Annotated in this window: 15 protein-coding genes; 6 read left to right on the forward strand and 9 right to left on the reverse strand. The window is 71.5% G+C overall.

Annotated features, from left to right (window positions below; translation table 11 throughout):
- Positions 1-23: 23 nt before the first annotated feature.
- The 4 genes from K8556_RS23055 to pgeF form a co-directional block, all read right to left on the reverse strand.
- Positions 24-1,154 carry a DNA-processing protein DprA gene (locus tag K8556_RS23055; RefSeq protein ID WP_223742234.1) on the reverse strand — a complete coding sequence of 377 codons (1,131 nt, stop codon included), beginning with the start codon at positions 1,152-1,154 and terminating at the stop codon, positions 24-26.
- A gap of 128 nt (positions 1,155-1,282) precedes the next feature.
- The gene (locus tag K8556_RS23060) at positions 1,283-2,497 is read right to left on the reverse strand and encodes a LysM peptidoglycan-binding domain-containing protein (RefSeq protein ID WP_223742235.1); all 1,215 of its coding nucleotides are present in this window, start codon (positions 2,495-2,497) and stop codon (positions 1,283-1,285) included.
- 27 nt (positions 2,498-2,524) lie between these two features.
- Positions 2,525-3,397, reverse strand: a complete 873-nt coding sequence (locus tag K8556_RS23065; protein WP_223742300.1) for a tetratricopeptide repeat protein — start codon at positions 3,395-3,397, stop codon at positions 2,525-2,527.
- Between the two features lie 82 nt (positions 3,398-3,479).
- Positions 3,480-4,238 carry a peptidoglycan editing factor PgeF gene (gene pgeF / locus K8556_RS23070; protein WP_223742236.1) on the reverse strand — a complete coding sequence of 253 codons (759 nt, stop codon included), beginning with the start codon at positions 4,236-4,238 and terminating at the stop codon, positions 3,480-3,482.
- 215 nt (positions 4,239-4,453) lie between these two features.
- Here pgeF and K8556_RS23075 point away from each other — a divergent pair, with 215 nt between their 5' ends.
- On the forward strand, positions 4,454-6,379 hold the full coding sequence (locus K8556_RS23075; protein ID WP_223742237.1) for a diguanylate cyclase: 1,926 nt from the start codon (positions 4,454-4,456) through the stop codon (positions 6,377-6,379).
- A 38-nt stretch (positions 6,380-6,417) separates the two neighbouring features.
- On the opposite strand, the gene K8556_RS23080 is transcribed toward K8556_RS23075, so the two are convergent.
- The 4 genes from K8556_RS23080 to K8556_RS23095 all read right to left on the reverse strand — a co-directional run bounded on the left by K8556_RS23080 (position 6,418) and on the right by K8556_RS23095 (position 12,773).
- Positions 6,418-7,011, reverse strand: coding sequence for an SGNH/GDSL hydrolase family protein (locus K8556_RS23080; RefSeq protein ID WP_223742238.1), 594 nt, complete (start codon positions 7,009-7,011; stop codon positions 6,418-6,420).
- A gap of 63 nt (positions 7,012-7,074) precedes the next feature.
- Positions 7,075-8,571 (reverse strand): trypsin-like peptidase domain-containing protein, encoded by a 1,497-nt coding sequence (locus tag K8556_RS23085; RefSeq protein ID WP_223742239.1) that lies wholly within the window; start codon positions 8,569-8,571, stop codon positions 7,075-7,077.
- A 102-nt stretch (positions 8,572-8,673) separates the two neighbouring features.
- A complete protein-coding gene (locus K8556_RS23090; RefSeq protein WP_223742240.1) occupies positions 8,674-10,263 on the reverse strand; it encodes a glycoside hydrolase family 57 protein in 1,590 nt (529 codons plus the stop codon).
- Between the two features lie 26 nt (positions 10,264-10,289).
- Positions 10,290-12,773: a DUF4912 domain-containing protein gene (locus K8556_RS23095; protein ID WP_223742241.1), complete on the reverse strand. Its 2,484-nt coding sequence runs from the start codon at positions 12,771-12,773 to the stop codon at positions 10,290-10,292.
- A 135-nt stretch (positions 12,774-12,908) separates the two neighbouring features.
- Here K8556_RS23095 and K8556_RS23100 point away from each other — a divergent pair, with 135 nt between their 5' ends.
- Positions 12,909-15,809: a glycosyltransferase family 4 protein gene (locus K8556_RS23100; protein ID WP_223742242.1), complete on the forward strand. Its 2,901-nt coding sequence runs from the start codon at positions 12,909-12,911 to the stop codon at positions 15,807-15,809.
- Between the two features lie 99 nt (positions 15,810-15,908).
- Positions 15,909-20,501: a response regulator gene (locus tag K8556_RS23105; protein WP_223742243.1), complete on the forward strand. Its 4,593-nt coding sequence runs from the start codon at positions 15,909-15,911 to the stop codon at positions 20,499-20,501.
- Between the two features lie 91 nt (positions 20,502-20,592).
- Here the strand turns inward: K8556_RS23105 and K8556_RS23110 are convergent, their stop codons facing one another.
- Entirely contained in the window at positions 20,593-20,820 is a 228-nt protein-coding gene (locus K8556_RS23110) for a hypothetical protein (RefSeq protein ID WP_223742244.1), read from the reverse strand.
- Between the two features lie 190 nt (positions 20,821-21,010).
- Between K8556_RS23110 and K8556_RS23115 the strand changes: the two genes are divergently transcribed.
- From K8556_RS23115 to K8556_RS23125, 3 genes are all read left to right on the forward strand, one after another.
- Entirely contained in the window at positions 21,011-21,952 is a 942-nt protein-coding gene (locus K8556_RS23115; protein ID WP_223742245.1) for a MoxR family ATPase, read from the forward strand.
- A 122-nt stretch (positions 21,953-22,074) separates the two neighbouring features.
- The gene (locus tag K8556_RS23120; RefSeq protein ID WP_223742246.1) at positions 22,075-23,025 is read left to right on the forward strand and encodes a branched-chain amino acid transaminase; all 951 of its coding nucleotides are present in this window, start codon (positions 22,075-22,077) and stop codon (positions 23,023-23,025) included.
- A 59-nt stretch (positions 23,026-23,084) separates the two neighbouring features.
- Positions 23,085-24,422 (forward strand): AAA family ATPase, encoded by a 1,338-nt coding sequence (locus K8556_RS23125; RefSeq protein ID WP_206792823.1) that lies wholly within the window; start codon positions 23,085-23,087, stop codon positions 24,420-24,422.
- The last annotated feature ends 77 nt before the right edge of the window (positions 24,423-24,499 follow it).

Consider the following 24,499-nt stretch of genomic DNA (forward strand, 5'->3'; position numbering starts at 1 on the left):
GGCTCTCCTACCTCGAACTGCCTCTAGACCTTCTCGTACCGTTTACCCGGGTGCTGGACCACCAGCCCCGACAATTCCAACTCCACCAGGGCGCTCGTGAGCGCCGCGGGTGACAGCGGGCTTGCGGCGAGCACCTCGTCGAACGAACGGGGAACCCGGTCCAACAGCCCATAGGCCCCGCGCGCTTCCACCGACAGCGCCTCCCACCACCCACCGTCCCGCCCCGCGGGCACCGCACGGACCGGGTGAACGCCCACCACCGCACAAATCGATTCCGCGGACGTGCATGCGCGGGCTCGCCCGTCCGCCAGCAGGGCGTTGCCGCCCGCCGCGGCCGACTGCCACACGTCCCCGGGCAGGGCGAACACCGGCCGGCCCTGCGCCCGGGCCGCCTCCGCCGTGTAAAGGGCCCCGGACCCCTCCCCCGCCCGCATCACCAGCACCGCGTCCGACGCGCCAGCGATGAGCCGGTTGCGCCGGGGGAAGGTCGTCGTGCTCGCCCGGACTCCAGGCGGCAGCTCGCTGAAGTACACCCCGCCCCGCTCCAGGAAGTGCGGCAGCAGGCGGGCCTGCGCGGGGTCCAGCGCGTCCAGCGCGGAGCCCAGGAAGGCCCACGTCTCCGCGCCCACGTCCATGGCGCCCCAATGACAGGCCCGGTCCACGCCCTCCGCCGCGCCGGACACCACCCCCAGCCCGGCCTCCGCCACCTTCCGGGCGAACGTGCGCGCGAACGGCAGGAAGCCCTGGTCCGGATGGCGGCTGCCCACCATGGCCAGCCTGCGCCGGGGAGGCCCTGGGGTGCCCAGGTAGAAGAGCAGCGGGGGCGCGTCCTCCAGCCCCACCAGCCGGGCGGGATAGGCCGGCGAGCCCGCGAAGGCCACCTGGAGGCCCGCCCGGGCACAGGCCTCCTCCGTCCGGGACGCCAGGGCGTCCAGCGATGCGACGGTGGCCAGCCGCTGGCGGACGGTCGCGGGCACGGGGACGTCCACCACCCAGTCCCGCACGGGCGCGGCCGCGAGCCGGGACAGCGCCCCACCGGCGAACGCGCGCACGGCGTCCAACGTCCGGGGCCCCAGGCCGGCAATGGCCCAGAGCGCCAGGGTGGCGCGCTGCTCGTCCCAGTGGGTGTGTGTGTCCGTGTTCGTGTCCGCCATGCCGTCCCCGCCTGTTTCCCACCTATATAGAGGTGGTCCCGGGAGGGGCGTGACACATAACACCGGTTCTTCGGGGGTCAAGCGACCCGCCCTTCCCGGGCGGGTCGGAATGCAGCATTCCTGCCGGTTCAGCGGCTGGCGGTGGGCGTCCCGTCCTTGCGCATGGTGGCGCGGTCGCCAGCGGAGACCTCCACCAGGGAGCGGACCATCAGGCAGTTGGAGGTGCGCTCACGCACTTCCGTGACCATGCACTGGGCCACGGCCTCCCAGGGGTAGGCCTTCTGCTCCTTGCCCGCGTCGCCCATCTTGTAGTCGCCGCGGCCCAGCACGTCCTTGCTGGGGTCGCCGCGGCGCTCGATGGTGAAGGTGTTGCCCACCTGCACGCCGTCCGCGGTGCCGCGGTCCACCACGACGAAGTTGTGCTCGCCCAGCAGCGTCTGGCCCGGCGTCATCGGCGTGAGCACGTAGCCGGGGATCTCCTTGCTGTTGGGCTTGGGGGCGACGCGCTCCGTCAGCTTCTCGCTGGAGGGGCCCACCAGGTCGCCGCGGGCGATGGGGTCCCACGTCTCCGTGATGCGCGCGGTGACCACGTCGTTGTGGATGGAGACGACCTGCACCGTGCCCAGCAGCTCCGTGAGGTAGCCCGTGCGCGCGTTGGTGATGGGGTGCTTCACCTCTTCCACGGTGTGGAAGATGACGTAGCGGTCGCCAATCTTGGCGGCGCCGCGCTTCTTGAAGCGCAGGTAGACCTTCTCCGGGGCGGAGAGCATCAGCGCCTCGGAGGTCGAGCCCTCGATGCGGCCCGCCTCGTCCAGCTCGCGCGTCGTCACGAAGCCCTTGGTCGTCACCGGGCTGGACTTGGACGGATCGAAGCCGATCTTCCCGACCACCGACACCAGGCTGCCGCCGCTCACGTCCGTGGGCGCCGCCACGTCGTCCGAGGGCAGGTCGCCGCCCTCCACGCGCGCGGGGACCTCCTCGCCGCCGGCGAAGAACTTCACGTTGTTGCCCGGGTAGATCCAGTGCGGGTTGGCGATCTGCGGGTTGTAGGACCAGACCTTGGGCCAGTACCAGGGGCTGCCCAGGTAGCGCTGGGACAGGTCCCACAGCGTGTCGCCCGTCTCCACGGTGTGCACCTGGCCGGGCGCGCTCTCACGGCCCTGCGGGGCGCCGGGCGGCAGCGTGACGGAGGTGGGGCGCTGCTCCACGTCGTCGGAGATGTCCTGCCCCTCCGTCTCGGAGGACGGCTGGGACTCCTCCTCCTGCGCGTCCTGGGCGAAAGCCGTCCATGCCGGCGCGACGGTGAGGGGCACGAGCAGGGAGGCGAGGATCCGGGAGCGCATCGGACGACGTCCTTTCACAAAAAGGGCTTACGGCGAGAGCGCGGCGAGCCGCTGCTCCGCCTGCGTGGCGGCGGCCGTCCCCGGGAACTGGGTGACGACGCGGGTATAGAGGGCACGGGCATCCACGGCCTGGTTCAGCCGCACCCGGCACTCCGCGAGCCGGAGCATGCCGTCCTGGACGGCGTCCCCGGCGGGGTAGGTCTTGATGAGCCGTTCGAACGTCTTCGCCGCGCCCGTCGGATCCTGGAGGCCCATCTGGCCCAGGCCGCTGAAGTACAGGGCGTTGTCGGCGCGGGGGTGGCGCGGGTTCTCCGCCGCGAAGCGCGTGAGTTGCTCCACGCCGCCCTCCACGTTGCCGGTGCGCAGCATGGCCACCGCGCGCTCGTACTCGGCGTCGAGGATGTCCGGATCCTTCTCCGGCGGCTCCATGCGGGCGGCGGTCGAGGCGCTGAGCGAGCCGACCGAGCCGGTGCCGGACGAGCCCTCCACCGGGGAGATGAACATCTCCATCTGGTCCGCGTCCGGCTCCACCACCGCCACGGCCGTGTTGATGCGCGGCGCGGGCTCCTTCTTCGGCTTGAGCCGCACCACCGTCAGCTCCGCCGGCGCCAGGCTCAGCGCCTCGCCCGGCTCCGCCGAGGCGGCCTCCGGCTTCGCGCTGGCGGGGGCGGCGGGTTTCGCGGCGGGGGCCGGGGCGGCGCTCCGGGCGCGGGCGACGGCGTCGCGGTTCTCCAGCCGCTCCAGGCGCTCCAGCAGCGACGCCTGGGACGCGCGCAGCGTGCGCACCTCCGCCTCCAGCCGGCCCACTTCCGTCTGCGAGGCAGCGGTGGTGGCGCAGGCGGTCGGCGCGGACAGCGCGACGGCGGCAAACAGGCGGAAGAGGAAGGGACGCACCGGCACGAGCCTGGACGGAGGGAATTCCACGTCGAGGATAGGAAGGCCGGTCGGAGACCGTCAAGAAAACGACCCCACGGGCCCTCCGCTAGAAGCGGTGCAGCACGTAGTTGAGGTGACGCCCGGTGCGGCCCGCGTCCCGGCGGTGGGAGAAGAACCGGTCCGGATCACACGCCGTACAGGCCTGTAGCACGTCCACGCGCTCCGGCCCGAGGCCCGCCTTCAGCAGGGACGCCCTCACCGCGCGTGGCAGGTCCAGGTGGGGCCTCGTCCCCGCGCGGACGACGTCCGGGCCGAAGCGCGCGCGGAAGCGGTCGCCCAGCTCCGGGGAGACCTCGTAGCAGCACGCCTGGATGCAGGGGCCCACCGCCGCCACCAGGTCCTCCGGCCGGCTGCCCTTCGCCACCAGCGCCTCCACCGTGCGGGCGCTGATCTCCAGGTCCGTGCCCTTCCAGCCGGAGTGCACCGCCGCCACGCGCCGGGCTCGAGGGTCCACGATCAGCACCGGCACGCAGTCCGCGGTGCCCACCGCCACCCAGCTCCCCTCCCCTTCCGTCCACAGCGCGTCCGCCTCGCCCAGCGTCGGGCGCAGCACGTCGTCGGCCTCGCCGCGCGCCTCCAGCACCGTGTCGCCGTGCACCTGCGACACCCGGCAGAGCGCGCCCAGGCGCCCGCCCGCGGCCTGGGCCAGCCGGCGGTGGTTCTCCTCCACGCGGGGGCGCTCGTCCCCCACGGAGAAGCCCAGGTTCAGCGACGCGTAGGGCCCTTCGGACACCCCACCCGCGCGCGTGGCGAAGCCGTGCGGCACCGGCAGCAGCGCGGAGGTGAGGAACACGGGAGGGCTCATGGGCGGAACTCCTCTTTCGGGAGGCGGCTTCGGGAGTACCCACACCGTGCCACGGGTACAGCCCGTGAAAACAGGAACATGCCGGGGAACAACACCCCCGTTTCAATATTTCGACGCCGGTACGTTTGACAGGGCGTGTCACGCACCTGACAATTTTCAACACTCCGTGACTCGCGGACAGAACGCGAGAGCACGAAGCACACTGCGCCCCGCACATGGCCCTCGGTTCCGAGACGATTGGCAGGAAGCTCTTGTGGAGCATCGCGCTGCCCGGGTTGGTGGTGGCGCTCCTGGGCGTGGGGCACTTCTCGCGCGAAGCGCGGCAGGCGGTGCGGGAAGGCACCCACCTGGAGGCGCTCGCGCTGGCGGAGGCCGTCGCCTCCACCTTCACGCTGCCGCAGGCGCCGGGCGCGGCACCGCATGGCGCGGTCGCGGACGTGCTGGCGTCGGACACGCGGCTGTTCCGCTCCGTGGAGGACGTGCGCGTCCTGACGCCGGACGGGCGCATCCGCTGGAGCCGGCGGCCGGCCGAGCAGGGCCACCCGCATCCGGAGGCCGCGCGGCTGTCCGCGACGGGGCCGGAGACGGCGCGCTCCAGCGAGCACGGCACGGAGGTGGTGCGGCCCCTGGGCGGTCCGGAGTGCTCCGGCTGCCACACCGGCGAGGCCGCGCAGCGCATGGGCGTCCTCCAGGTGCGCCTGGGCGAGCCCGCGCTGACGCGCCAGCTCCAGACGGTGTTCCAGGACGCGCTGGGCGCCATGGTGCTCTTCGTGGGCATCCTGGGGCTCGTCACCTGGCTGTCCCTGCGCTTCGTGCTCACCGCGCCGCTCAAGCGGCTGAGCGAGGCCATGGGCCGCGCCGCGGACGGCGACCTGCTGGTGCGCGCGGAGGCCCGGGGCACGGATGAAATCTCGCGGCTGGGCGCGGCCTTCAACGGGATGCTCGCGCGGCTCACCTCCATGAAGGTGGAGGAGATCGACACGCACCGCGACCTGCAACTGGTGAAGGAGAAGCTGGCGCTGAAGGACGAGCTGGAGGAGCGCCTGACGGAGCTGTCGCTGCTGTTCGACGTGGCCCGCTCGCTCAACACCACGCTGGAGCTGGACGAGCTGCTCTCGCGCATCACCCGCATGGTGGTGGAGCGGCTGCACATCCCGGACTTCTCCATCATGCTCCTCAACGAGGAGGGCCTGCTGGAGGTGAAGCACGCGTGGCCGCAGGGCCGGGGCCTGGAGGGCCACACCTTCGCCATGGGCGAGGGCGCGTGCGGCCGGGCCGCCCAGGCGCGCAAGGCGGTGTACCTGCCGGACCTCACGGACAGCACCAGCATCTTCGCGCGGCGCGGGCTGCGCGGCGGCTCGGAGCAGGGCTCGCTGCTGGCGGTGCCCATGGTGCACGCGGACACGCTCCTGGGCGTCATCAACTTCCAGCGCCCCCAGACGGCGAGCATCTCCGCGGAGGAGATCGAGCTCTTCACCGCGGTGGCGGACCAGGCCGCGACGGCGGTGACGAACGCGCGCCTGCACGCGGAGACGGTGAAGCTCACGCTGACGGACGCGCTCACGGGCGTGCCCAACCGCCGCCACCTCTTCCAGCGGTTGGACCTGGAGCTGGCGCGGGCCCAGCGCTTCGGCGTGCCGCTGGCGCTGCTGATGGTGGACGTGGACCACTTCAAGCGGCTCAACGACCTGGCCGGACACCGCGCCGGGGACGAGACGCTGCGCCGGGTCTCCGACGTGTTGCGCACCCGCGCGCGCAAGGTGGACACGCTGGGGCGCTACGGCGGCGAGGAGTTCGTGCTGCTCCTGCCGCAGGTGTCCAAGGCCACGGCGGTGGAGGTGGCGGAGACGCTGCGCCGCGCGGTGGCGGACGCCGTCACGCTCAGCCGTCCGGGGCTGCCCGGGGGCCACGTCACGGTGTCCATCGGCGTCGCGCACTTCCCCACGGACGCGACGTCGCAGGACACGCTGGTGGACTGCGCGGACTCGGCGCTCTATTGCAGCAAGCGCACGGGCCGCAACCGCGTGACGGCGTTCGAGCCCGGCATGGAGGTCCACCCGGGCCGCGAGCGCAGCATCGGCGCGCCGCCCGCGGACGCCCCCTCCACGCCGCCCCCGCCCTCGGGCATCGCGAAGGCCTGAGCGCGGGGCGCCCTGCCCCGCGCCTTCCGGGCCGGGGCCTACCGCCGCACGAGCGTGCGGACCACGGGGAGCATCAGGTCCGCCCACTCCTCGTAGCCCTCCGCGGACGGGTGGAAGCCATCGCCGCAGAAGAAGTCCGGACGCCGGGGGATCATCTCCCGGCTGGCGGTGAACAGGTCCACCAGGTGGAGCCCGTGCGCGCGGGCCACGGCGGCGATGGCGTCGTTGAACGGCTCGATGCGCCCTTCGTACAGCGCGCTGGGCACCATCTTCGCGACGGGCGCGAGCGCCATGTCCGCGATGTTCACCACCACCATGGACGCGCCGGTCTGCTTCAGCCGCCGGGCGATGCGGTCCAGGTCGTCCTGGAACTCGGCCACCTCGGTGCCGCGCCAGATGTCGTTGGTGCCCACGCCCAGGGTGATGAGCGTGGGCTGCGACGCGATGACGCGCTTGAGGGCGTTGTTGACGACGTCGCGCACGCGCGCGCCGCTCTGCCCCAGGTTGGTATGGCCCACGGGGAGGCCGTCCTTCCGGAGGCGGGAGGCGAGCCGGTCGGGATAGCCCCCGCCCTGCGACGCCCCCACCCCCACCGCCGTGCTGTCACCCAACGAGACGTAGTTGACGCTCATCGACGTTCGTCCACCCCCGTGTGCAAGCCGTTGACGTGAATCCCCGGGCCCCGCCGCGCCGGCTCAGGGCACGGTCAGCGCGCGCAGCAGGCGCCCGCCGCCGGGGCCGGCCACGCGCAGCAGCAGCGTGCTGCCCTTGGGCGCGGCGCGGATGGCCGACGCGAGCTCCTTCGCGCTCGCGATGGGCTTCTTGTTCGCCTCCACCACCAGCATGCCCGGCGTCAACTGCGCGCGGTCCGCGGGCGAGCCCGGGACGATGTCGGTGATCAGCGCTCCGGCGCGCTCGGTGAAGCCGGCCTGGGACGCCGTGCGGGCGTCCAGGTCCTGCAGGGACACGCCCACGCGGCGCGAGCTGTCCTGCTCGTCGTTGGCCGACGGCTTCTTCTTGGACAGGCCCTCCAGGTCCGGCCGGGTGCCCATGGTCACCTTGACGTCCTGCTTCTTGCCGTCGCGGTAGAGGGTCAGCGTGGCGACGCTGTTGGGCTTCTTGAGCGCCACGGTGCGGGTGAGCTCGCTGTCGGAGCGCACCGGCTTGCCGTCCACGGCCACCACCACGTCGTCCGGCTTGAGCCCGGCCTTCGCCGCCGGGGAGTCGGGGGTGATCTGCGTGAGGATGGCGCCCTCGCTCACCGACAGCTTCAGCGCCTGGCCCAGCTCGCGCGTGAGGGGCTGGATGCCCACGCCCAGCCAGCCGCGCGTGACGGCGCCCTCCTTCTCCAACTGCGGCAGCAGCGCCTTGATGAGGTTGCTGGGCACGGAGAAGCCGATGCCGGTGCCGCCGCCGACGATGGCGGTGTTGATGCCCACCACCTCGCCCTTCATGTTGAAGAGCGGGCCGCCGGAGTTGCCGGGGTTGATGGCCGCGTCCGTCTGCAGGAAGTCGTCGTACACGCTGGCGCCAATCTCCCGGGCGCGCGCGGACAGGATGCCCACGCTCACGCTGGAGGCCAGGCCGAACGGGTTGCCGATGGCCAGCACCCAGTCCCCCACGCGCACGGCGTCGGAGTCGCCCAGCTTCACGGAGGGGAGCTGATCCACCTTCTCCTTGATCTTCACCACGGCCACGTCGGTGAGCGGGTCGCGGCCCACCACCTCGCCCGTGAACGAACGGCCGTCATCCAGGCGGATGGTGATGGTGACCGCGTCCTCGATGACGTGGTTGTTGGTGAGCACCAGGCCCTTGGGGTCGATGATGAAGCCGGACCCGGCGCCCTGGCGGATCTGCTCGCGCTCGCTGCGGCGGCGGTCCCGCCCGTTGCCGCCGAAGAACCGGTCGAAGAGCGGGTTGTCCTCCATGCCCTCCGGCATCTCGGGACGGGCCTGCACGTCCACGTTCACCACCGCGGACTTCACCGACTCCACCAGGGGCGCCAGCGAGGCCAGCGACTGGGCCTCACGCGTGGCGGGCTGGAGGTTGCCGGCCTGACCGGAGACCGCCTGCTGCGTCTGGGGCGCGGGCGGCTTGGGAGCGGGCGCCTGCGCGAGGGCGAGCGTGGGCGACGCCAGCACCAGCACGGCGGCCACGAGCTTGCGACGGAACGGAGGGAGCGTGTGGGTCATGGATTTCCTCAACCTAAAGCGGAAACGAAGCCCCGCAACCGGAACGACAGGGGCCGGTGACGGAAGGTGAACCCCCGGCCCGGCCGCCTGTTCCCGGACCGCTCAACCGGGCCGGTAGACGCGGTAGTCCAGCTCGGGGAACAGGTTGTCGCGGTCTTCGACGTGGGACAGCCAGGACTCGTCGACGGTGCCGGCGCGCACCTGGTCTTGCAGGCGCAGGAAGCGCTGCAGGTGCTCCTTCGTGCGGCGCACGGCGTAGTCCACCATGGTGCCGGTCTTCATGATGAAGGCCCAGTCGGAGGCCTGCGCCAGCAGCAGCTCGCGCGCGGCCTGGTTCAGCGCCCGGCGCTTGAGGGACGGCGCGTCCGGGAAGTCCCGGGCCAGCTCCACCATCTGCCGCGCCGCGTGGGTGAGGTGCCGGTAGATCCAGTCGTTGGTGCCATCCAGCCACATGTTCGCGTAGCCGCCCGCGCCCCACGAGGACAGGGGCGGCGTCGCCACCTGGTTCTCCGGGTGCTCGCGCAGGTCGTCCAGCGGGCTGATGAGCGTGAAGCGGCTGGGGTTGCGCGCGGCCTGGCGGATGAGCGCGTCGATGAAGTGGGGGCCCTCGAACCACCAGTGGCCGAAGAGCTCCGCGTCATAGGGCGCGACGACCACGGGCTTGCGGCCGCCCATGCGGGACGCGAGGTATTCGAACTGGCGCTCGCGGTTGAAGAGGAAGTTGCCCGCGTGGACCCAGGCGCGCTCGCGGGCGGCGGCCGGGTCGTAGGGCTGCTTGTCGTTCGTCTTGCCGGTGATGCGGAAGTACTTGAAGCCGGTGTTCTTGCGGTCGCCGGTGGGCTGGATGAAGGGCCGGATGTAGTCCAGGTCCAGGTCCCAGCCGATGTCCCGGTAGAACTCGCGGTAGACGGGGTCGCCGGGGTAGCCGTGCTCGGTGCTCCAGACCTGCTGGCTGCTCTCCGGGTCACGCGCGAAGGCGGCCACGCCGGGCTCGGTGAAGATGGGCGCGTAGGGGCCGTGCAGCGGGCGGGGCGTGGCGTCCGTGAGCGCGTGCGTGTCCACGAAGAAGTAGCGGATGCGCTCGGCGGAGAGGATGCGCTCCAGGCCCGGGTAGTAGCCGCACTCGGCCAGCCAGATGCCAGCGGGGTCGCGGCCGAAGTTCTGGCGGTAGTGGTTCGCCGCGACGGTCACCTGGGCGCGCACGGCCTCCGGCGTCTGCTGCATGAGCGGCAGGAAGCCGTGGGTCGCGTTGCAGGTGAGGATGTCCAGGTGGCCGGAGTCCTGGAGCCTGCGGAACGCGGCCACCAGGTCGCGCCGGTAGTGGTTGTGGTACGCGAGCCGCAGCGATTCGAAGTGGTCGCGGTGGAAGACGGCCAGCGGGTGGAAGGTGGAGTCGCCCCGGGTGCGGTGCACCTCGCGGGCGCCCAGCTCGCAGAGCGAATCCAGCCGCCGGGCGTAGCGCTCGCGCAGCAGGTCGTCGTTGAGCATCGACACGAGCGTGGGCGAGAGCGTCATCGTCACCCGGAAGGGGACGCGGTCCTCGACCAGCTTGTCGAACACGCGCAGGAGCGGCAGGTACGTCTCGGAGATGGCTTCGTAGAGCCAGTCCTCCTCGAGGAAGTCTTCGTACTCGGGGTGGCGGACGAACGGCAGGTGCGCGTGAAGGACCAGCGCGAGGGAGCCCAGGCTCATAGGTCGGTCGGAGAGGCCGTGCGGGTTCACTTCCGTCCACGGCGCGAGGGCCGGGACTTGGAGGACTTGGAGCCCGAGGGCTTGGGCTCCGGTGGGTTCTGGGCCGCCTTCGCGGGCGCGGCGGGCGGGGACGTCACGGCGTGCGTTTTCGCGGGCTCGGGGCTCGTGGGCGCGGCGGCCGGTGCGGCACGTCGCGTGGCCTCGGCGGCCTCGCGGGCCTTGTCGAGGGCACGCTGCTCGGACGCGGAGGGACCGCGCGCCACGCTCAAGGCCCATGGGTCCCTGGGAGGCTCGGGCTCCGTGGGCCGCCACGAATCCGTGGAGGCCGCGCCCTGCGTTGATGGACCGGACCCCGCCGGAGCCGAGGTCGCGGCGGGACGAGACGACGAGAGTTCACGCGCGTCGAGCACGTCACCCCGTGAGCGCGGCCCCTCCGGAGACCAGGCATCCGAGCCCCCGGCCGCAAGTGACGCCTCGGTTTGATCCGGCACACCCGCGGCACGATCCGCTGACGGGGAGCGCTGATCCCAAGCGCCAGCCGCCCGAGGCGCCGTCACGTACTGCTGATCCGACGCACCCGTGGCGCGATCCACGGACAGGTAGCGTTGATCCGAAGCGCCCGCCGCGCGCGGCACGGTGAGGTACTGCTGGTCCGAGGCCCCCGTCGCGCGGTCCACGGACAGATAGCGCTGGTCCGAGGCCCCCGCCGCACGCGGCACGGTGAGGTACTGCTGGTCCGACGCCCCCGCTGCGCGAGGCACGGTGAGGTACCGCTGATCCGATGCGCCCGCGGCACGGGGCACGCTCAGGTAGCGCTGGTCCGAAGTCCCCGGCGCGCGTGGCGCCTCCAGGGTCCCCTGCCCTCCCGCCACGTACCGCTGGTCCGAAGCGCCCGGGGCACGCGGCACCTCCAGATAGCGGTACTCCGAAACGCCGCCCGGCAGCAGCGATTGTCCGTACCGCTGCTCCGAAGCACCCGGCGTGCGCGGCACCTCCAGATACGGAGTGCCCGCCACCTCTCCACCGTAGCGCTGGTCCGAAGCACCCGGCGCGCGCGGCACCTCCAGGTACGGGGCTCCCGCAACCTCTCCACCGTAGCGCTGGTCCGAAGCACCCGGAGCCAGTTCCACGGCCAGGTAGCGCTGATCCGACGCCCCGGGTGCGCGAGACGGGGCCAGCACCGCGCCCTCACCGAGCGTCGCCTCCCCCACGCGCGCATACTGCTGGTCCGACGCCCCGGGCGCTCGCGGCGCGCGCTCCAGATACGCCTCCTCCACATAGCGCTGGTCCGAGGCCCCGGGGACGCGCGGCGCATCGACATAGTCCTCGATGCGCTCGCGGTGGACCTCCGGCTCGTCCACCACCCCGGCGCTCCCCGGCAACCGCACCCGGCGCCAGGTGACGTATTCGCGCTCCTCCACCCGGGGAACTCGCGCGGACGCCGCCGCGGGGATGGCCTCGCGCAGGCGGTCCACCACCGGCGGAGGCGGCATGCGCAGGAACCGGATGGACGTGTCCGCGGACGGCCCCGCGGGCGGCAGCGTGGCCCGATTGGACGAATGTCCGATGCGGCGCGACCGGCCATCCGAACCGACGAAGTGCGCCTCCACCCGGTACGTGCGCCCGGGCGTCATGCCCTGCAGATAGAAGCTGCGCGACTCCAGCGCGAAGTCCACCTCGCGCGACACGCCCTCGCCGTCGAACACCTTCAGCACCGCGCGCGGCACCGGCAGGTCGTCCAGCGCCCGGCTCCGGCTCGCGGCGCTGAAGTCCCAGAAGACGAAGAGCGTGTGCGGATCCCTCGCGAGCAGCACCATCGCGTCGTCCTGGTAGTCCAGGGGCAGCATGGCCAGGTGCTCGTTGCGCTCGGGCGACACGTCCGCCGGAGGGAGGCGCGGCGCCTGCTCCTCCAGGAGGTGATGGCGGCGCGCCTCCTTCTCTCCCGCCATCTTCGTCACGAAGAACCCCTCCACCAGGGGCTCGGCGGCATGCGGCGGCTCGCTCACGGGCGCGGGCGTCGCGGCGGCGGGCACCTCGCCCTTGGGCGAACCCGACGGGCGCGGCGTCGCCGTCTCCGGCCCCAGGGACTGCGTGTCCTCGTCGTCCGGGTCGCGGCGCGTCTTCGCGCGGGCGGGGAACGTCACCACGCGCGCGGGCCGCGTCCTGGGGCCACCGCTGGGCTCCGTGATGGGCTCCTCGGAAAGTTCTCGTGCCTGCGGCGCGGCGGCACCCTCGGACGGAGGCAGGGGCACGGACTCGGGCGTCGGGCTCCTCGCGGAGCGGGAGTCCGCCCGGCCGGAGTCCAGCGAGCGCTCCTCGCCGGGCACGGCACCGGAGCCGCGCCGGGACGTCGCCAGCCCGGCCATGCGCGCGAGCCGCCCCAGGGCGGGAATGCGCTCGGCCAGCGTGGAGACCAGCTCCCGCCCGCGGGACGCGCCAGCTCCTTCCCGGAGAAATTTCCGGGCTAGCTGCCGCAGGTAGCTCACGGTGACGCCCTTCCGCTCATCCATGGACACCTCGCCTCGTTATGACGCGGCATACAGGGGGTCAACGCATCCGTCACGGGATGTGTTGTTCCGCCGACCCCCTACTTCATCCGTCACGCCCGATGACACCTCATCCCTGTCCAAGTATCCTGCGACCGCTTGAGTGACCTGCCCAGACTTCTCCTGTGCAGCTTCGACGTCATCCCCGGCCCGTCTGGCTCCTCACGCCGACTGACCGAGTATCTGAAGGCGTTGCCTGATCGCTTCTCCGTGGTGGTGCTGTCGGCGAAGACGCCCGACCACTCCCATATCGAGAAGTACCAGGGCGCCCGGCTGCTCCGCGTCCCGGTAGGCTCCGGGGACCTGGCGTCGCGCATCCAGTCCTTTGAGCGGGCCGTGCGCCGCCAGTTGGAGAGCGAGGACTACGCGCTCGCCCACTTCACGGACCCCTTCGGGGGCTACGCGCTCTGCGAGCTGAAGGCGGACTACGGCTACCGCCTCATCTATGAGGCGCAGACCTTCCCCTCCCAGGAGCTGCGCTACACCCACCCGCAGACGGACGGGGACCGCCGCTTCCTGTCGAAGATCCGCCGCCAGGAGCTGTTCTGCCTGATGAACGCGGACCTCGTCGTCACCGGCTCGCAGACGACGCGCGCGTACATCCAGGGGCTGGGCGCGGCGGAGGACCAACTGCGCACGATCCGCGCGCCCGTGGACCTGAAGCCGTACGACCCGGAGGTGCTCGGCGCCCCGGACGGCTCGCCCCTGCGCATGATGTACCTGGGCAGCCACGTGGGCTGGCAGGGCCTGCCCACCCTCCTGCGCGCCACCGCGCTCGCGTCCCAGCAGGTGGACGTGCGCCTGACGCTGGTGGGCGCGCACCATCCGGACTGGAAGCCCCACCTGGAGGACCTGGTCAACGACCTGGGCATCAAGGAGAAGGTCGACTTCCAGCCGCCCGTCGCGCACGACGACCTGGTCAAGGTGCTGGCGCTGGCGGACGTGGGCGTGCTGCCGCTGGACGACTCGGAGCGCAACCGGCTCCAGGGCGGACCGCTGGCCAAGGTCTCCGAGTACCTGGCCGCCGGCCGGCCGGTCATCGCAGCGGACCTGCCCGTCACCCGCGAGCTGCTTCCAAAGGACGCGGCCGTCTTCTTCCCCCCGGGCGACAGCCGCGCCCTCTCCGAGCGCATCCTGGACCTGGCGCGCGACGTGCCCCGCCGCGTGGCGCTGGGCAAGGCCGGGCGCGCGTTCGCGGAGAAGGTGCTGGACGCGGGCCTCATCCGGGGCCAGTTGCTGGACCTGTATGACTCGCTGCTGGAGAAGCGCGGCCACGTCCCGGTCGAAGCCGCCAGCGAGCCGCCCGACGTCACGATGACGGGCACGCCCACGAACCGGCTCGCGAGCCTGGGCATGCCGGAGGCGTCCCAGCCCGCGGCGCCCAGGCCGCCCTCGAAGCCGGCGCCTCAGGCCGGGGCCGACGAAGCCGCCCCGCCGCCCGCGAAGGAGGTCCCGGCGGAGGACCCGCCCGTGGTGATGGGCATGGCCCTGGACGACGGGATGGACACCCGGCTCGTCAAGACCGAGCCGGACATGCGACCGGACGAAGTGCCCATGGTCATGGGCCTGCCGCTGCGCGAGTCCGGCAAGTCCGATCCGGCCCCCGCGAGCCGGGAAGCCACGCCCCCGCCGGAGCCCGTGGCCGCCTCCGCCTCCAGGACGACCGACGACACCGCGAAGACGGCGCTGCCCTCCGCCCCCGCGAAGGCCGAGGAGCCGGAACCGCTGGGAGGCCGTGGCGCGGAGCCGGCTCCCCCCACGGAGATGGTGACGAGCCCCCTGGTGAAGGCCCTCGGCTTGAAGGATGCCGGTGGGGACGACGCCGGGGACTCCGAGGATGTCTCCTCCGGAGCGACGGCCGTGGTGCGCCGGCCTGTGGCGGACGACGACACGAGCACGCCGGCCCCCACGCCCGTCGTGCGCAGGCCGGTCTCCGAGGACGATGAACGCCCTCCCTCGCCTGTCGTGCGCAGGCCCGCCTCCGAGGAAGAGCCTCCCGCGCCCACGCCCGTCGTGCGCAAGCCGGTCTCCGAGGACGAAGAACGCGCACCCACGCCCGTCGTGCGCAGGCCGGCCTCCGAGGAGGAACCTCCCGCGCCCACGCCCATCGTGCGCAGGCCGGCCTCCGAGGAAGAGCCTCCCGCGCCCACGCCCATCGTGCGCCGTCCCCCCTCCCTCTCGGAGGACGAGGAGCGGGCCCCCACCCCGGTCGTGCGCCGGACCGGGGTCATGCGTGAGGAAGAGGAGCCTCCCGCGCCCACGCCCATCGTGCCCATGCGCTCGCTGCAGAACGGGGCGCGAAGCACGGGCGCCGGCCGTGCGCAGCGGCCAGCGGATCCGGTCCCCTCTGAACCTCCGCGTCTCTTCCCCACTCCCTCTCCCATGGCCGACGCGGACAAACCGCCCATCCGTGGCGGCCTCGCCGCGGATCCAGGCCGGCCCGCCGCCCGCCCCCCCGTGCTCACGGAGTCCGACAAGCCGCCCATCCGCGGTGGCTCCGTCTCCGACGCGGACCGCCCGCCGCAGCTACCGCCCCGCGCCGCCGCGCCGCCGCCCGTTCCGCGCCAGGGGCCGCCACCCCGGCTGATCCCCACGCCCCCCGTGCTGAAGCCCTCGGCCGCGCACCCGGACGATGAGCCGGAGGAGATCGCCGCCGACGAGGCCCAGTCCCTGGACGACGACGCCGTGAACACGCCCGCCACCGCCAGCGCGGCGCTGGAAGAGGCGGAGGAGATCGCCGCCGACGAGGTCCAGGACGCGGACTCGCTCGACGTGGAGTCCGCGGACGCCGAGGACCCGGGGCCCCCGCCCGCGCCCCCCGACTCCACCCTCAACCCGTGGTTCGCCCAGCTCGCGCACGGGTACTGTCCCCCCGAGGGCGCCCGCTTCGCCCGGCACACCCCGCCCACCAACTTCCCCGGGCGGGATCCGGAAGCAGGCGAGTCCCCCGGGTCGGTCCCGCCTGTCGGCCAGGGAGCGGTTCGCGGCAAGAACTCGTGAGGCAGCCGACCGAGCGCTGCTCGGAAACTTCCCAAGCCTTGCGCCCGCCCGATAGGATGTAGCGGTTTTCACTGCACTTTTTGCTGGGTGAAGGGCTTCATGGAGCGTCGCGTCCTCATCGTCGAAAGCCAGAACGACTTCGCACTCAGCATGGCCTCCGTGCTCAAGAGCGCGGGCTACAACACGGCCATGGCCACCACTGCGTCAGACGCGCAGCGGGAGCTGGAGAAGCGCCGACCCGACCTCGTCGTCGTGCGCGCGGAGCTGCCGGACCAGTCCGGCTTCGCCCTCTGTGGGCAGATCAAGAAGGGCAAGTGGGGCCAGAACCTGAAGGTCCTCCTGCTCTCCTCCGACTCCGGTGTGGAGGGTCTGAACAAACACCGTGAGACGCCGGCCGCCGCGGACGGCTACCTCGTCATCCCGTTCGAGATGGGCGAGCTGGCCTCCATGAGCGCGGGCATCGTGCCGCCCGGCTCCGACGAGTCCGACGCGGACCTGGACGCCGCGCTCTCCGGCCAGCCGCGTGAAGCCCCGCCGCCCATGCCCGGCGTGCGCACGGGCGCCCCGCCCAAGCTGCCCAAGCGCGAGCGCCGCAGCGCCATGACGGACGAGGACAAGGCCTTCATGGACCGGGCCTTCTCGTCCATCGCGGACCGCAAGGCGGAGCTGCTGGCGGAGTCGCGTCAGCTCAAGCGCCCGCCCCCGCGCCGCGAGCTGATGGGCACGCCCGAGGGCAAGATCCAGATCCTCCGGGACGAGCTGAAGACGCGTGAAGCCCAGCTCGCGCGCCTGTCGGAGATCTGGAGCGTCCGCGAGCGCGAGCTGCTCTCCGTCGAGGACCGCCTCCACGAGAAGGACGTGGAGCTGCAGGGCCTGAAGATGCAGGTGGACGACCTGCTGCGGCGCTTCAACGACGCGCAGCAGTCCATCGTCCAGAAGGAGCGCGAGCACGGCGCCACCGTCGACGACCTGCTCCTCCAGAAGTTCTCCTCGGAGAAGGACCTCATCGAGGTCGTCGCCTCCAAGGAGAAGGACATCAACGTCCTGCGCAAGGAGGTCAACCTCCGCGACGAGGAGCTGGCCCGGCGCGGCGCGGACCTGGAGAGCTGGCGCAACGAGTTCGACAAGCTGGAGAAGCACCTCGGCGTCGTCACGCTGGAGTTCGAGGTCAAGGAGCAGAAGCTCCAGGACACCGTCCGCGCCAACGAGGCGGACATCCTCCAGTTGCGCGAGCGCGGCGATCAGTTCGAGTCCGAGCTGGCCCGCACCGTCAGCGAGCGCGACCAGCGCTACGCCGAGCTGGACGGCGAGCTGCAGGCCCTCCAGGAGCGGCTGACCCAGACGGAGCAGGAGCGCGACGCCACCGTGCGCGGCCTGGAGGCCCGGGCCACCACGGCGGAGGAGCACGCCAGCCGCTCGGACGCGGAGATTGAGCGCCTCAACGCCGAGCGCGCCGCCCTGGAGCAGCGCCTCACGCAGCAGGTGGCGGACCTGGAGTCCGACATCGCGCGCGTCACCGGCGAGCGCGACCAGCTCCGGCTGGACAAGGACGCCCTGGAGGCGGACCTCACGCAGCGCCTGGAGGAGCGGGACGCGAAGATCTCCGCGCTCGACCGCGAGCTGCAGGAGACCATCGCCCGCAACGAGAACAGCGAGGCGGAGCTCAACGCCACCATCCAGCAGCACCGCGAGCGCATCGGTGAGCTGGAAGGCGAAGTCGAGGCCGTCAAGACGCACCTGGAGGACCGCGAGAACGAGCTGACCGCGGAGCTCCAGGCGCTGCAGCAGGCCAAGGACGCGCTGGAGCAGGACCTCACCAGCCAGTTGGAGGACCTGCGCGCGGCGAAGGACGCCCTGGAGGCGGACCTCAACGGCCAGATTCAAGCGCTCACCGAGCAGCTCGACGCGTCCCAGCGCCAGGGCGAGCAGCTCTCCGCGCGCGTGGCCTCGCTCGAGGACACCGTCACCCAGCGCGACGGCACCATCGAGGGCCTGCAGACCGACGTCTCCGACCGCGACGCCCGCATCGCCGAGCTGACCGGCAACCTGGAGGCCACGAGCCAGCAGCTCTCCGAGACGCAGAACACGCTCTCCAGCACCGAGGCCACGCTCGCGGAGACGCGCGGCGAGCTGGAGGCGACGAGCCAGCAGCTCTCCGAGACGCAGGGCACGCTCTCCAACACGGAGGCCACCCTCTCCGAGACGCGCGGCGAGCTGGAGGCCACGAGCCAGCAGCTCTCCGAGACGCAGACGCGCCTGGCACAGACGGAGGAGACGCTCTCCACCACGCGCGGCGAGCTGGAGGCCACCAGCCAGACGCTGGCCACCACTGAATCCACGCTCGCCCAGACGCAGGACACGCTGGCGCGCACGGAGGCCACCCTCTCCGAGACGCAGGCGACGCTCTCCAGCACCGAGGGCACGCTCGCGGAGACGCGCGGCGAGCTGGAAGCCACCAGCCAGACCCTGGCGGACACCCAGTCCAAGCTCGCGCAGACGGAGGAGACGCTCTCCACCACGCGCGGTGAGCTGGAGGCCACCAGCCAGAGCCTCTCCGACACGCAGGCCACGCTCACCAGCACCGAAGGCACGCTCGCGGAGACCCGTGGCGAGCTGGAGGCGACGAGCCAGACGCTGACGGACACGCAGGCCAGGCTCGCGCAGACGGAAGGGACGCTCGCGTCCACCCAGGGCGAGCTGGAGGCCACCAGCCAGACGCTGGCCACCACCGAGTCCACCCTCGCGCAGACGCAGGACACGCTGGCGCGCACGGAGGCCACGCTCTCCGAGACGCAGGCGACGCTCTCCAGCACCGAGGGCACGCTCGCGGAGACGCGCGGCGAGCTGGAGGCCACCAGCCAGACGCTGACGCAGACCCAGGAGACCCTGGAGTCGACGCGCGCAGACCTGGCGAAGGTCACCTCGCACCGCGACGAGTTGGACGCGGAGCTCAACGAGACGCGCGACATCCTCCAGGAGACCAACGGCCTCCTCGCCCGCACCACCGAGGAGCGCGACGCGCGCATCGCGGAGCTGGCGGCGCTCAACGCGGCGAAGGACGCGCTGGAGCAGGACCTCACCGGCCAGATTGGCCAGTTGCGCGCGGACCTGTCGGAGACGCAGGGGCTCTACGACGCGGAGCGCACCGCCCACGCGGCGCTCGCGGAGGAGACCACCGCGCGCATCAACGCCCTCACCGGCGAGCGCGACAACCTGTTCGCGGAGCTGAACGCCACCTCGCGGCAGTTGGCCGACACGCAGGGCCAGCTCGCCAGCACCCAGGACGCGCTCGCCCGCGAGGAGCAGGCCCACGCGCAGTCCCGCGAGGCCGCCGCCAGCGCCCAGGCGGAGCTCACGCGCCAGCTCACCGAGGCCCAGGCCAACGGCGAGGACCTGGCCGAGCAGCTCATCGTCACCAAGCACGAGCTGGGCACGCGCGTGTCGGAAGTCACGCAACTGTCCTCCACGCTCGCGCAGACGGAGGACGCGCGGCACCACCTGGAGGACCGCCTCCAGACGCTCACCCACGAGTCGCAGCGCCGTGAGGAGCTCCTCCAGAACGAGGTCGACACCAAGGGCAAGGAGCTGTCGGACACGCTCCGCAAGCTCACGCACGTGACGCAGGAGAAGATGCGTCAGGCGGAGGTGCTCAACCGCGAGGTCTCCACCCGCACGGAGCAGGTGAAGCAACTGGAAGGCCAGTTGGAGCACCAGGCCGCCGAGGCGAAGAAGCAGGCGGACGCGCTCCACCAGCAGCTCTCCAACGTCTCCGGCGAGCTGGACGGCGCGCGCAAGGCCATCGCGGACCGCGACGGACAGCTCCAGCAGGCCGCGAACCAGCAGAAGAAGCTCACCAGCGAGCGCGACGGGCTGGCCGGACAGCTCCAGCAGGCCCAGGCCCAGGCCCAGCAGCAGGCCCAGCAGGCGCAGTCCGCCGCCGCCGAGGCGAAGAAGCAGTCGGACGACCTGGCCGCGAAGCTCGCCAAGGCCGAGCAGCGCATCGCCCAGCTCGCCCAGGAGGCCCAGAAGTTCGCCGCCGACACGGAGGCGAAGCTCAAGGACGCCCAGGCCCAGTTGCAGGCCCGCACCAAGAAGGCCCAGGACCTGGAGCTGGCGCTGGAGAACGCCCAGAGCACCCGCGCCCGCGCGGAGAAGGACCTCAACGCCCGCGTCGCCGCGGCGGAGACCAAGGCCAACGAGGCGGCCGCCAGGCTCGCCACGGCGCAGAAGGAGCGCAAGGACCTGGAGGCCCGTCAGGCCAAGGAGCTGGAGGACCTCAACGCCAAGCAGAAGGCGGAGCTCGAGCGCCGCGAGGCCATCAAGGCCCAGGAGGTCGCCCGCCTCCAGACGTCCGTCCAGGAGAAGAGCAAGGCGCTCAAGGTCGCCGAGCTGGAGCTGGCCCGCTACAAGACCAAGGCCCCCGCCGCGGCCGCCGCCCCCGCCGCGAAGGCCGCCGCCAAGGCCCCCGAGGACGAGCACCTGGCCGCCACCGTCCAGGCCAACCCGGTCATCCCGGCCGCCGCCAAGCCTCCGGCCAAGGCCGCCGCAAAGCCGGCCGCGAAGAAGGCGGCGCCCACCCCCGTCCCCGTGGACGAGGAGGCCCCGGAGCGCACCATGGTGATGCAGTTGCCCACCGCCCCCGAAGCCGGTGAGGACGACTGGACGGCGCTCGTCGACGAGCTCGACAAGTAGCCTGCCCCTCCGCTGGAAACGACAAGGGCCCGCGCACTCCCTGGAGTGCCGGGCCCTTCGTCCATCTCAAGACCGTCCCCGCGCCGAGCGGTTACAGCGCCGTGGCCGCCTTCGCCTCACGGATGAGGTCCCGGAAGTGCAGCGCGCCCACCACGTCCCGCACCACCGACACCGGACGGCCCTCTTCCCGGGCCTGCGCCTGCGCCACCCGCCAGCGCTCCAACACCGTCCGCGTCGCGATGTACGCCAGCACGAGGGGGAAGCCCCCCGGCATCACCACCACCAGCACCGCCATCGCCAGCTTCAGCCACGCCCACATGACCCGCGACCTCGTCGTCCTGAGATACGCCCACTTGGATGCACGGTGCGTGCCCAGGGTGCGAAAATAATTACGCACCCTGATTCCGCAGGGTTACGGCTCCCACGGCCCTCAAGAGTGCGGACGGCGCCCCCACAACCCTGGCATTTTTGCCGCAGTGGGGACGGAACCGTCGGTTAAGTTGACGCGCGTGAGCCCCCCTCAACTGACCTCGGAGATCCGCTCGTTCACCAGCGTGGAGGACGCGGCGCGTCGCCTGGAGGCGGTGGGCTACCTGTCGTCCCCTGAAATCGCCACCGCCGTGTTCCTGGCGGACCGGATGGGCAAGCCCATCCTGGTGGAGGGCCCGGCCGGCGTGGGCAAGACGGAGCTGGCCAAGGCCCTGGCCCAGGCGCTGGACCGGACCTTCCTCCGGCTCCAGTGCTACGAGGGCCTGGACGAGGCCAAGGCCCTCTACGAGTGGGAGTACGCCAAGCAACTGCTCTACACGCAGTTGCTCAAGGACAAGATTGGCGAGCTGACCCAGGGCACGTCCACGCTGGCGGAGGCCGCGGACCGGCTCGCGTCCGGGGACGCGGTGTTCTTCTCCGAACGCTTCCTGCTCCCCCGCCCCATCCTCCAGGCCCAGCTCTCGGACACGCCCGCCCTGCTGCTGGTGGACGAAATCGACAAGGCGGATCCGGAGTTCGAGGCCTTCCTGCTGGAGGTCCTGTCTGACAACGCCGTCACGGTGCCGGAGCTGGGCACCATCCGGGCGAAGCACATCCCGCGCGTCATCCTCACCAGCAACAACGCCCGCGAGCTGTCGGACGCGCTCAAGCGCCGCTGCCTGCACCTGCACATCGACTTCCCGGACCGCGAGCGCGAGCTGCGAATCGTCCGGGCGCGCCTCCCGGAGCTCCCCCAGGTGCTGGCCGAGCAGGTGGTGGAGGCCGTCGCCGCCATCCGCGCGCTGGACCTGAAGAAGGCCCCGTCCATCAGCGAGACGCTGGACTGGGCGCAGAGCCTGGCGCTGCTCAACGCGGAAGCGCTCAGCGCGGACGTCGTCGCCGCCACGCTCAACCTCGTCCTCAAATACGAGGGCGACATCGAGAAGGCCCGCGCCAACCTGCCCACCATCGCCCAGGCCTGACGCAGGGCGCTGCGAGGGAAGGACCGTGGAACGCCGATCGTTGGCGTTTCACGCTTTGCGTCCCCAGGGTGCCTGGGTACAAGGCCCAAGCCGTCCCACCCTAGCCCGAGAGGAACTTCCCGATGAGCTCGACCTCATCCACCGTGCTGCGCGCCGAACACATCTGGCTCGATGGGAAGCTGATGAAATGGGACGAGGGCAACGTGCACGTGATGACGCACGCCCTCCACTACGGCCTGGGCGTCTTCGAGGGCATCCGCGCCTACAAGACCCACGATGGCCGGCTCGCCGTCTTCCGCCTGCGCGAGCACATCCGCCGCCTGCTCGACTCCGCGCACATCATCATGCTTCAGATGCCCTACACCGAGGACGAGCTGGTGGAGGCCACGCTGGACCTGCTGCGCAAGCAGAAGGCGCAGTTCGCCAACGGGGCCTACCTGCGCCCGGTCGCCTTCATGGGCGACGGCGCCATGGGCCTGGGCGCGGTGAACGCCACCCGCGTGGGCATCACCGCCTGGGACTGGGGCGCGTACCTGGGCGACAAGGGCATCAAGGAAGGCATCCGCGCCAAGGTCAGCTCCTTCACGCGCAACCACGTGAACGTGAACATGGTGCGCGGGAAGATCACCGGCCAGTACGTGAACTCCATCCTCGCCAAGCGCGAGGCGGTGATGGCCGGCTACGACGAGGCCATCCTCCTGGACATCAGCGGCTTCGTCGCCGAGGCCTCCGGCGAGAACATCTTCATGGTGAACAAGAAGGGCGTCATCAAGACCCCGCCCCTCTCCTCGCCCGTCCTGGACGGCATCACCCGCGACACGGTGCTCAAGCTGCTGCGCGACGCCGGCCACACCACCATCGAGGAGGTCACCGTCACCCGTGACGCCCTCTACATCGCCAACGAGGTCTTCTTCACCGGCACCGCCGCGGAGATCACCCCGGTGCGCGAGGTGGACAACCGGCAGATTGGCGACGGCAAGCCCGGCCCCATCAGCAAGTTCGTCCAGGACATGTACTTCCGCGTCGTGCGGGGCCAGGAAGCCCGCTATGCGGACTGGCTGACCTACGTTTGAGGACAGTCCGCGGACGCGAAGTCCCGGCGGCCGGGGGAATCGGGTAGAACCCGTACCCGATGCCTCCCGCCGGCTACGCGTACGAAGACAATCCCTTCAAGCTGGAGAACCCGTCCGTCCTCGACATCGCTCCGGGTGAGCCGAAGTCGCTGGAGGACACGGGACTGAGGATGGGTCTGCTCGCGGACCTGGGCCTCAAGTTCCTCTACTACGCCGGCACCGGCACGGGCGTGGCCATCGCCGAAAGCATGTGCCTGCCCTGGTCCGGCGTGGTGGAGCACGTGGTGGACTTCCTCGCCGCGGAGAAGCTCGTGGACCTGCGCGGCGGCAAGGGCTTTGGCCGCGCGTCCGTGGAGTTCGCCCTCACGGAGAAGGGCCGCGAGTACGCGCGCGACGCCCTCACCCGCTCCACCTACGTGGGCCCGGCCCCCGTCCCGATTGAGCAGTACAACGCGCTCATCAGCAGCCAGACGGAGGAGACGCCCGTCGTGGGCCAGGAGGACCTGGTCGCCGCATTGGGGCACCTCACCGTCTCCGCGGAGCTGATGGACAAGCTGGGCCCGGCGGTGAACTCCGGCCGCTCCCTCTTCCTCTACGGCCCGCCGGGCAACGGCAAGACGAGCCTGGCGGAGGCGATCTCCCACATGTTCGGCGGCGAGGTCTTCGTCCCGCACTGCCTGGAAATCGACAACCAGATCATCAAGGTCTTCGACCGCATCATCCACACGCCCGTGTCGCTGGAGGTGGGCCGTGACGCCAACGGCCGCCGGCAGACCTTCGAAATGGACAAGCGCTGGTCGCTCTGCCGGCGCCCCGCGGTGGTGGTGGGCGGCGAGCTGACGCTGGAGACGTTGGACCTCATCTACTCGGAGAGCACCCGCTTCTACGAGGCGCCGTTCCAGGTGAAGGCCAACGGCGGCATGCTCCTCATCGACGATTTCGGCCGCCAGAAGGTCCACCCCACGGACCTGCTCAACCGGTGGATCGTCCCCCTGGAGAAGCGGGTGGACTTCCTCACCCTGCACACCGGCAAGAAGTTCGAGATTCCGTTCGATCAGCTCCTCGTCTTCTCCACCAACCTGGACCCCAAGGAGCTGGTGGACGAGGCGTTCCTGCGGCGCATCAAGTACAAGATCGAAGTGGGCAACCCGGATGAGGAGTCCTACCGGGAGATCTTCCGCCGGGTGTGCGAAGCGGCGGGCATCCCCTACGTGGACCAGGCCATCACCTACCTGGTGGAGCACTACTACAAGCCGCGCAGCATGGAGATGCGCTCCTGCCACCCCCGCGACCTCGTGTCGCTCATCCGGGACGCCGCCCGATACCGGCAAATCCCGCCAGCCCTTTCAAAAGATCTGCTGGACCAGGCCTGCGAGGTGTTCCTGGTGAATCTGTAGTCAGGTTTTATTTGTTCCAACCGCGCGGAATTTCTAGACTCTCCGTGCCGTTGTACCTCCCGGCGCAGCCTCTGGGA

The organism is Corallococcus sp. AS-1-12 (assembly GCF_020036995.1).
Classification (GTDB): domain Bacteria; phylum Myxococcota; class Myxococcia; order Myxococcales; family Myxococcaceae; genus Corallococcus.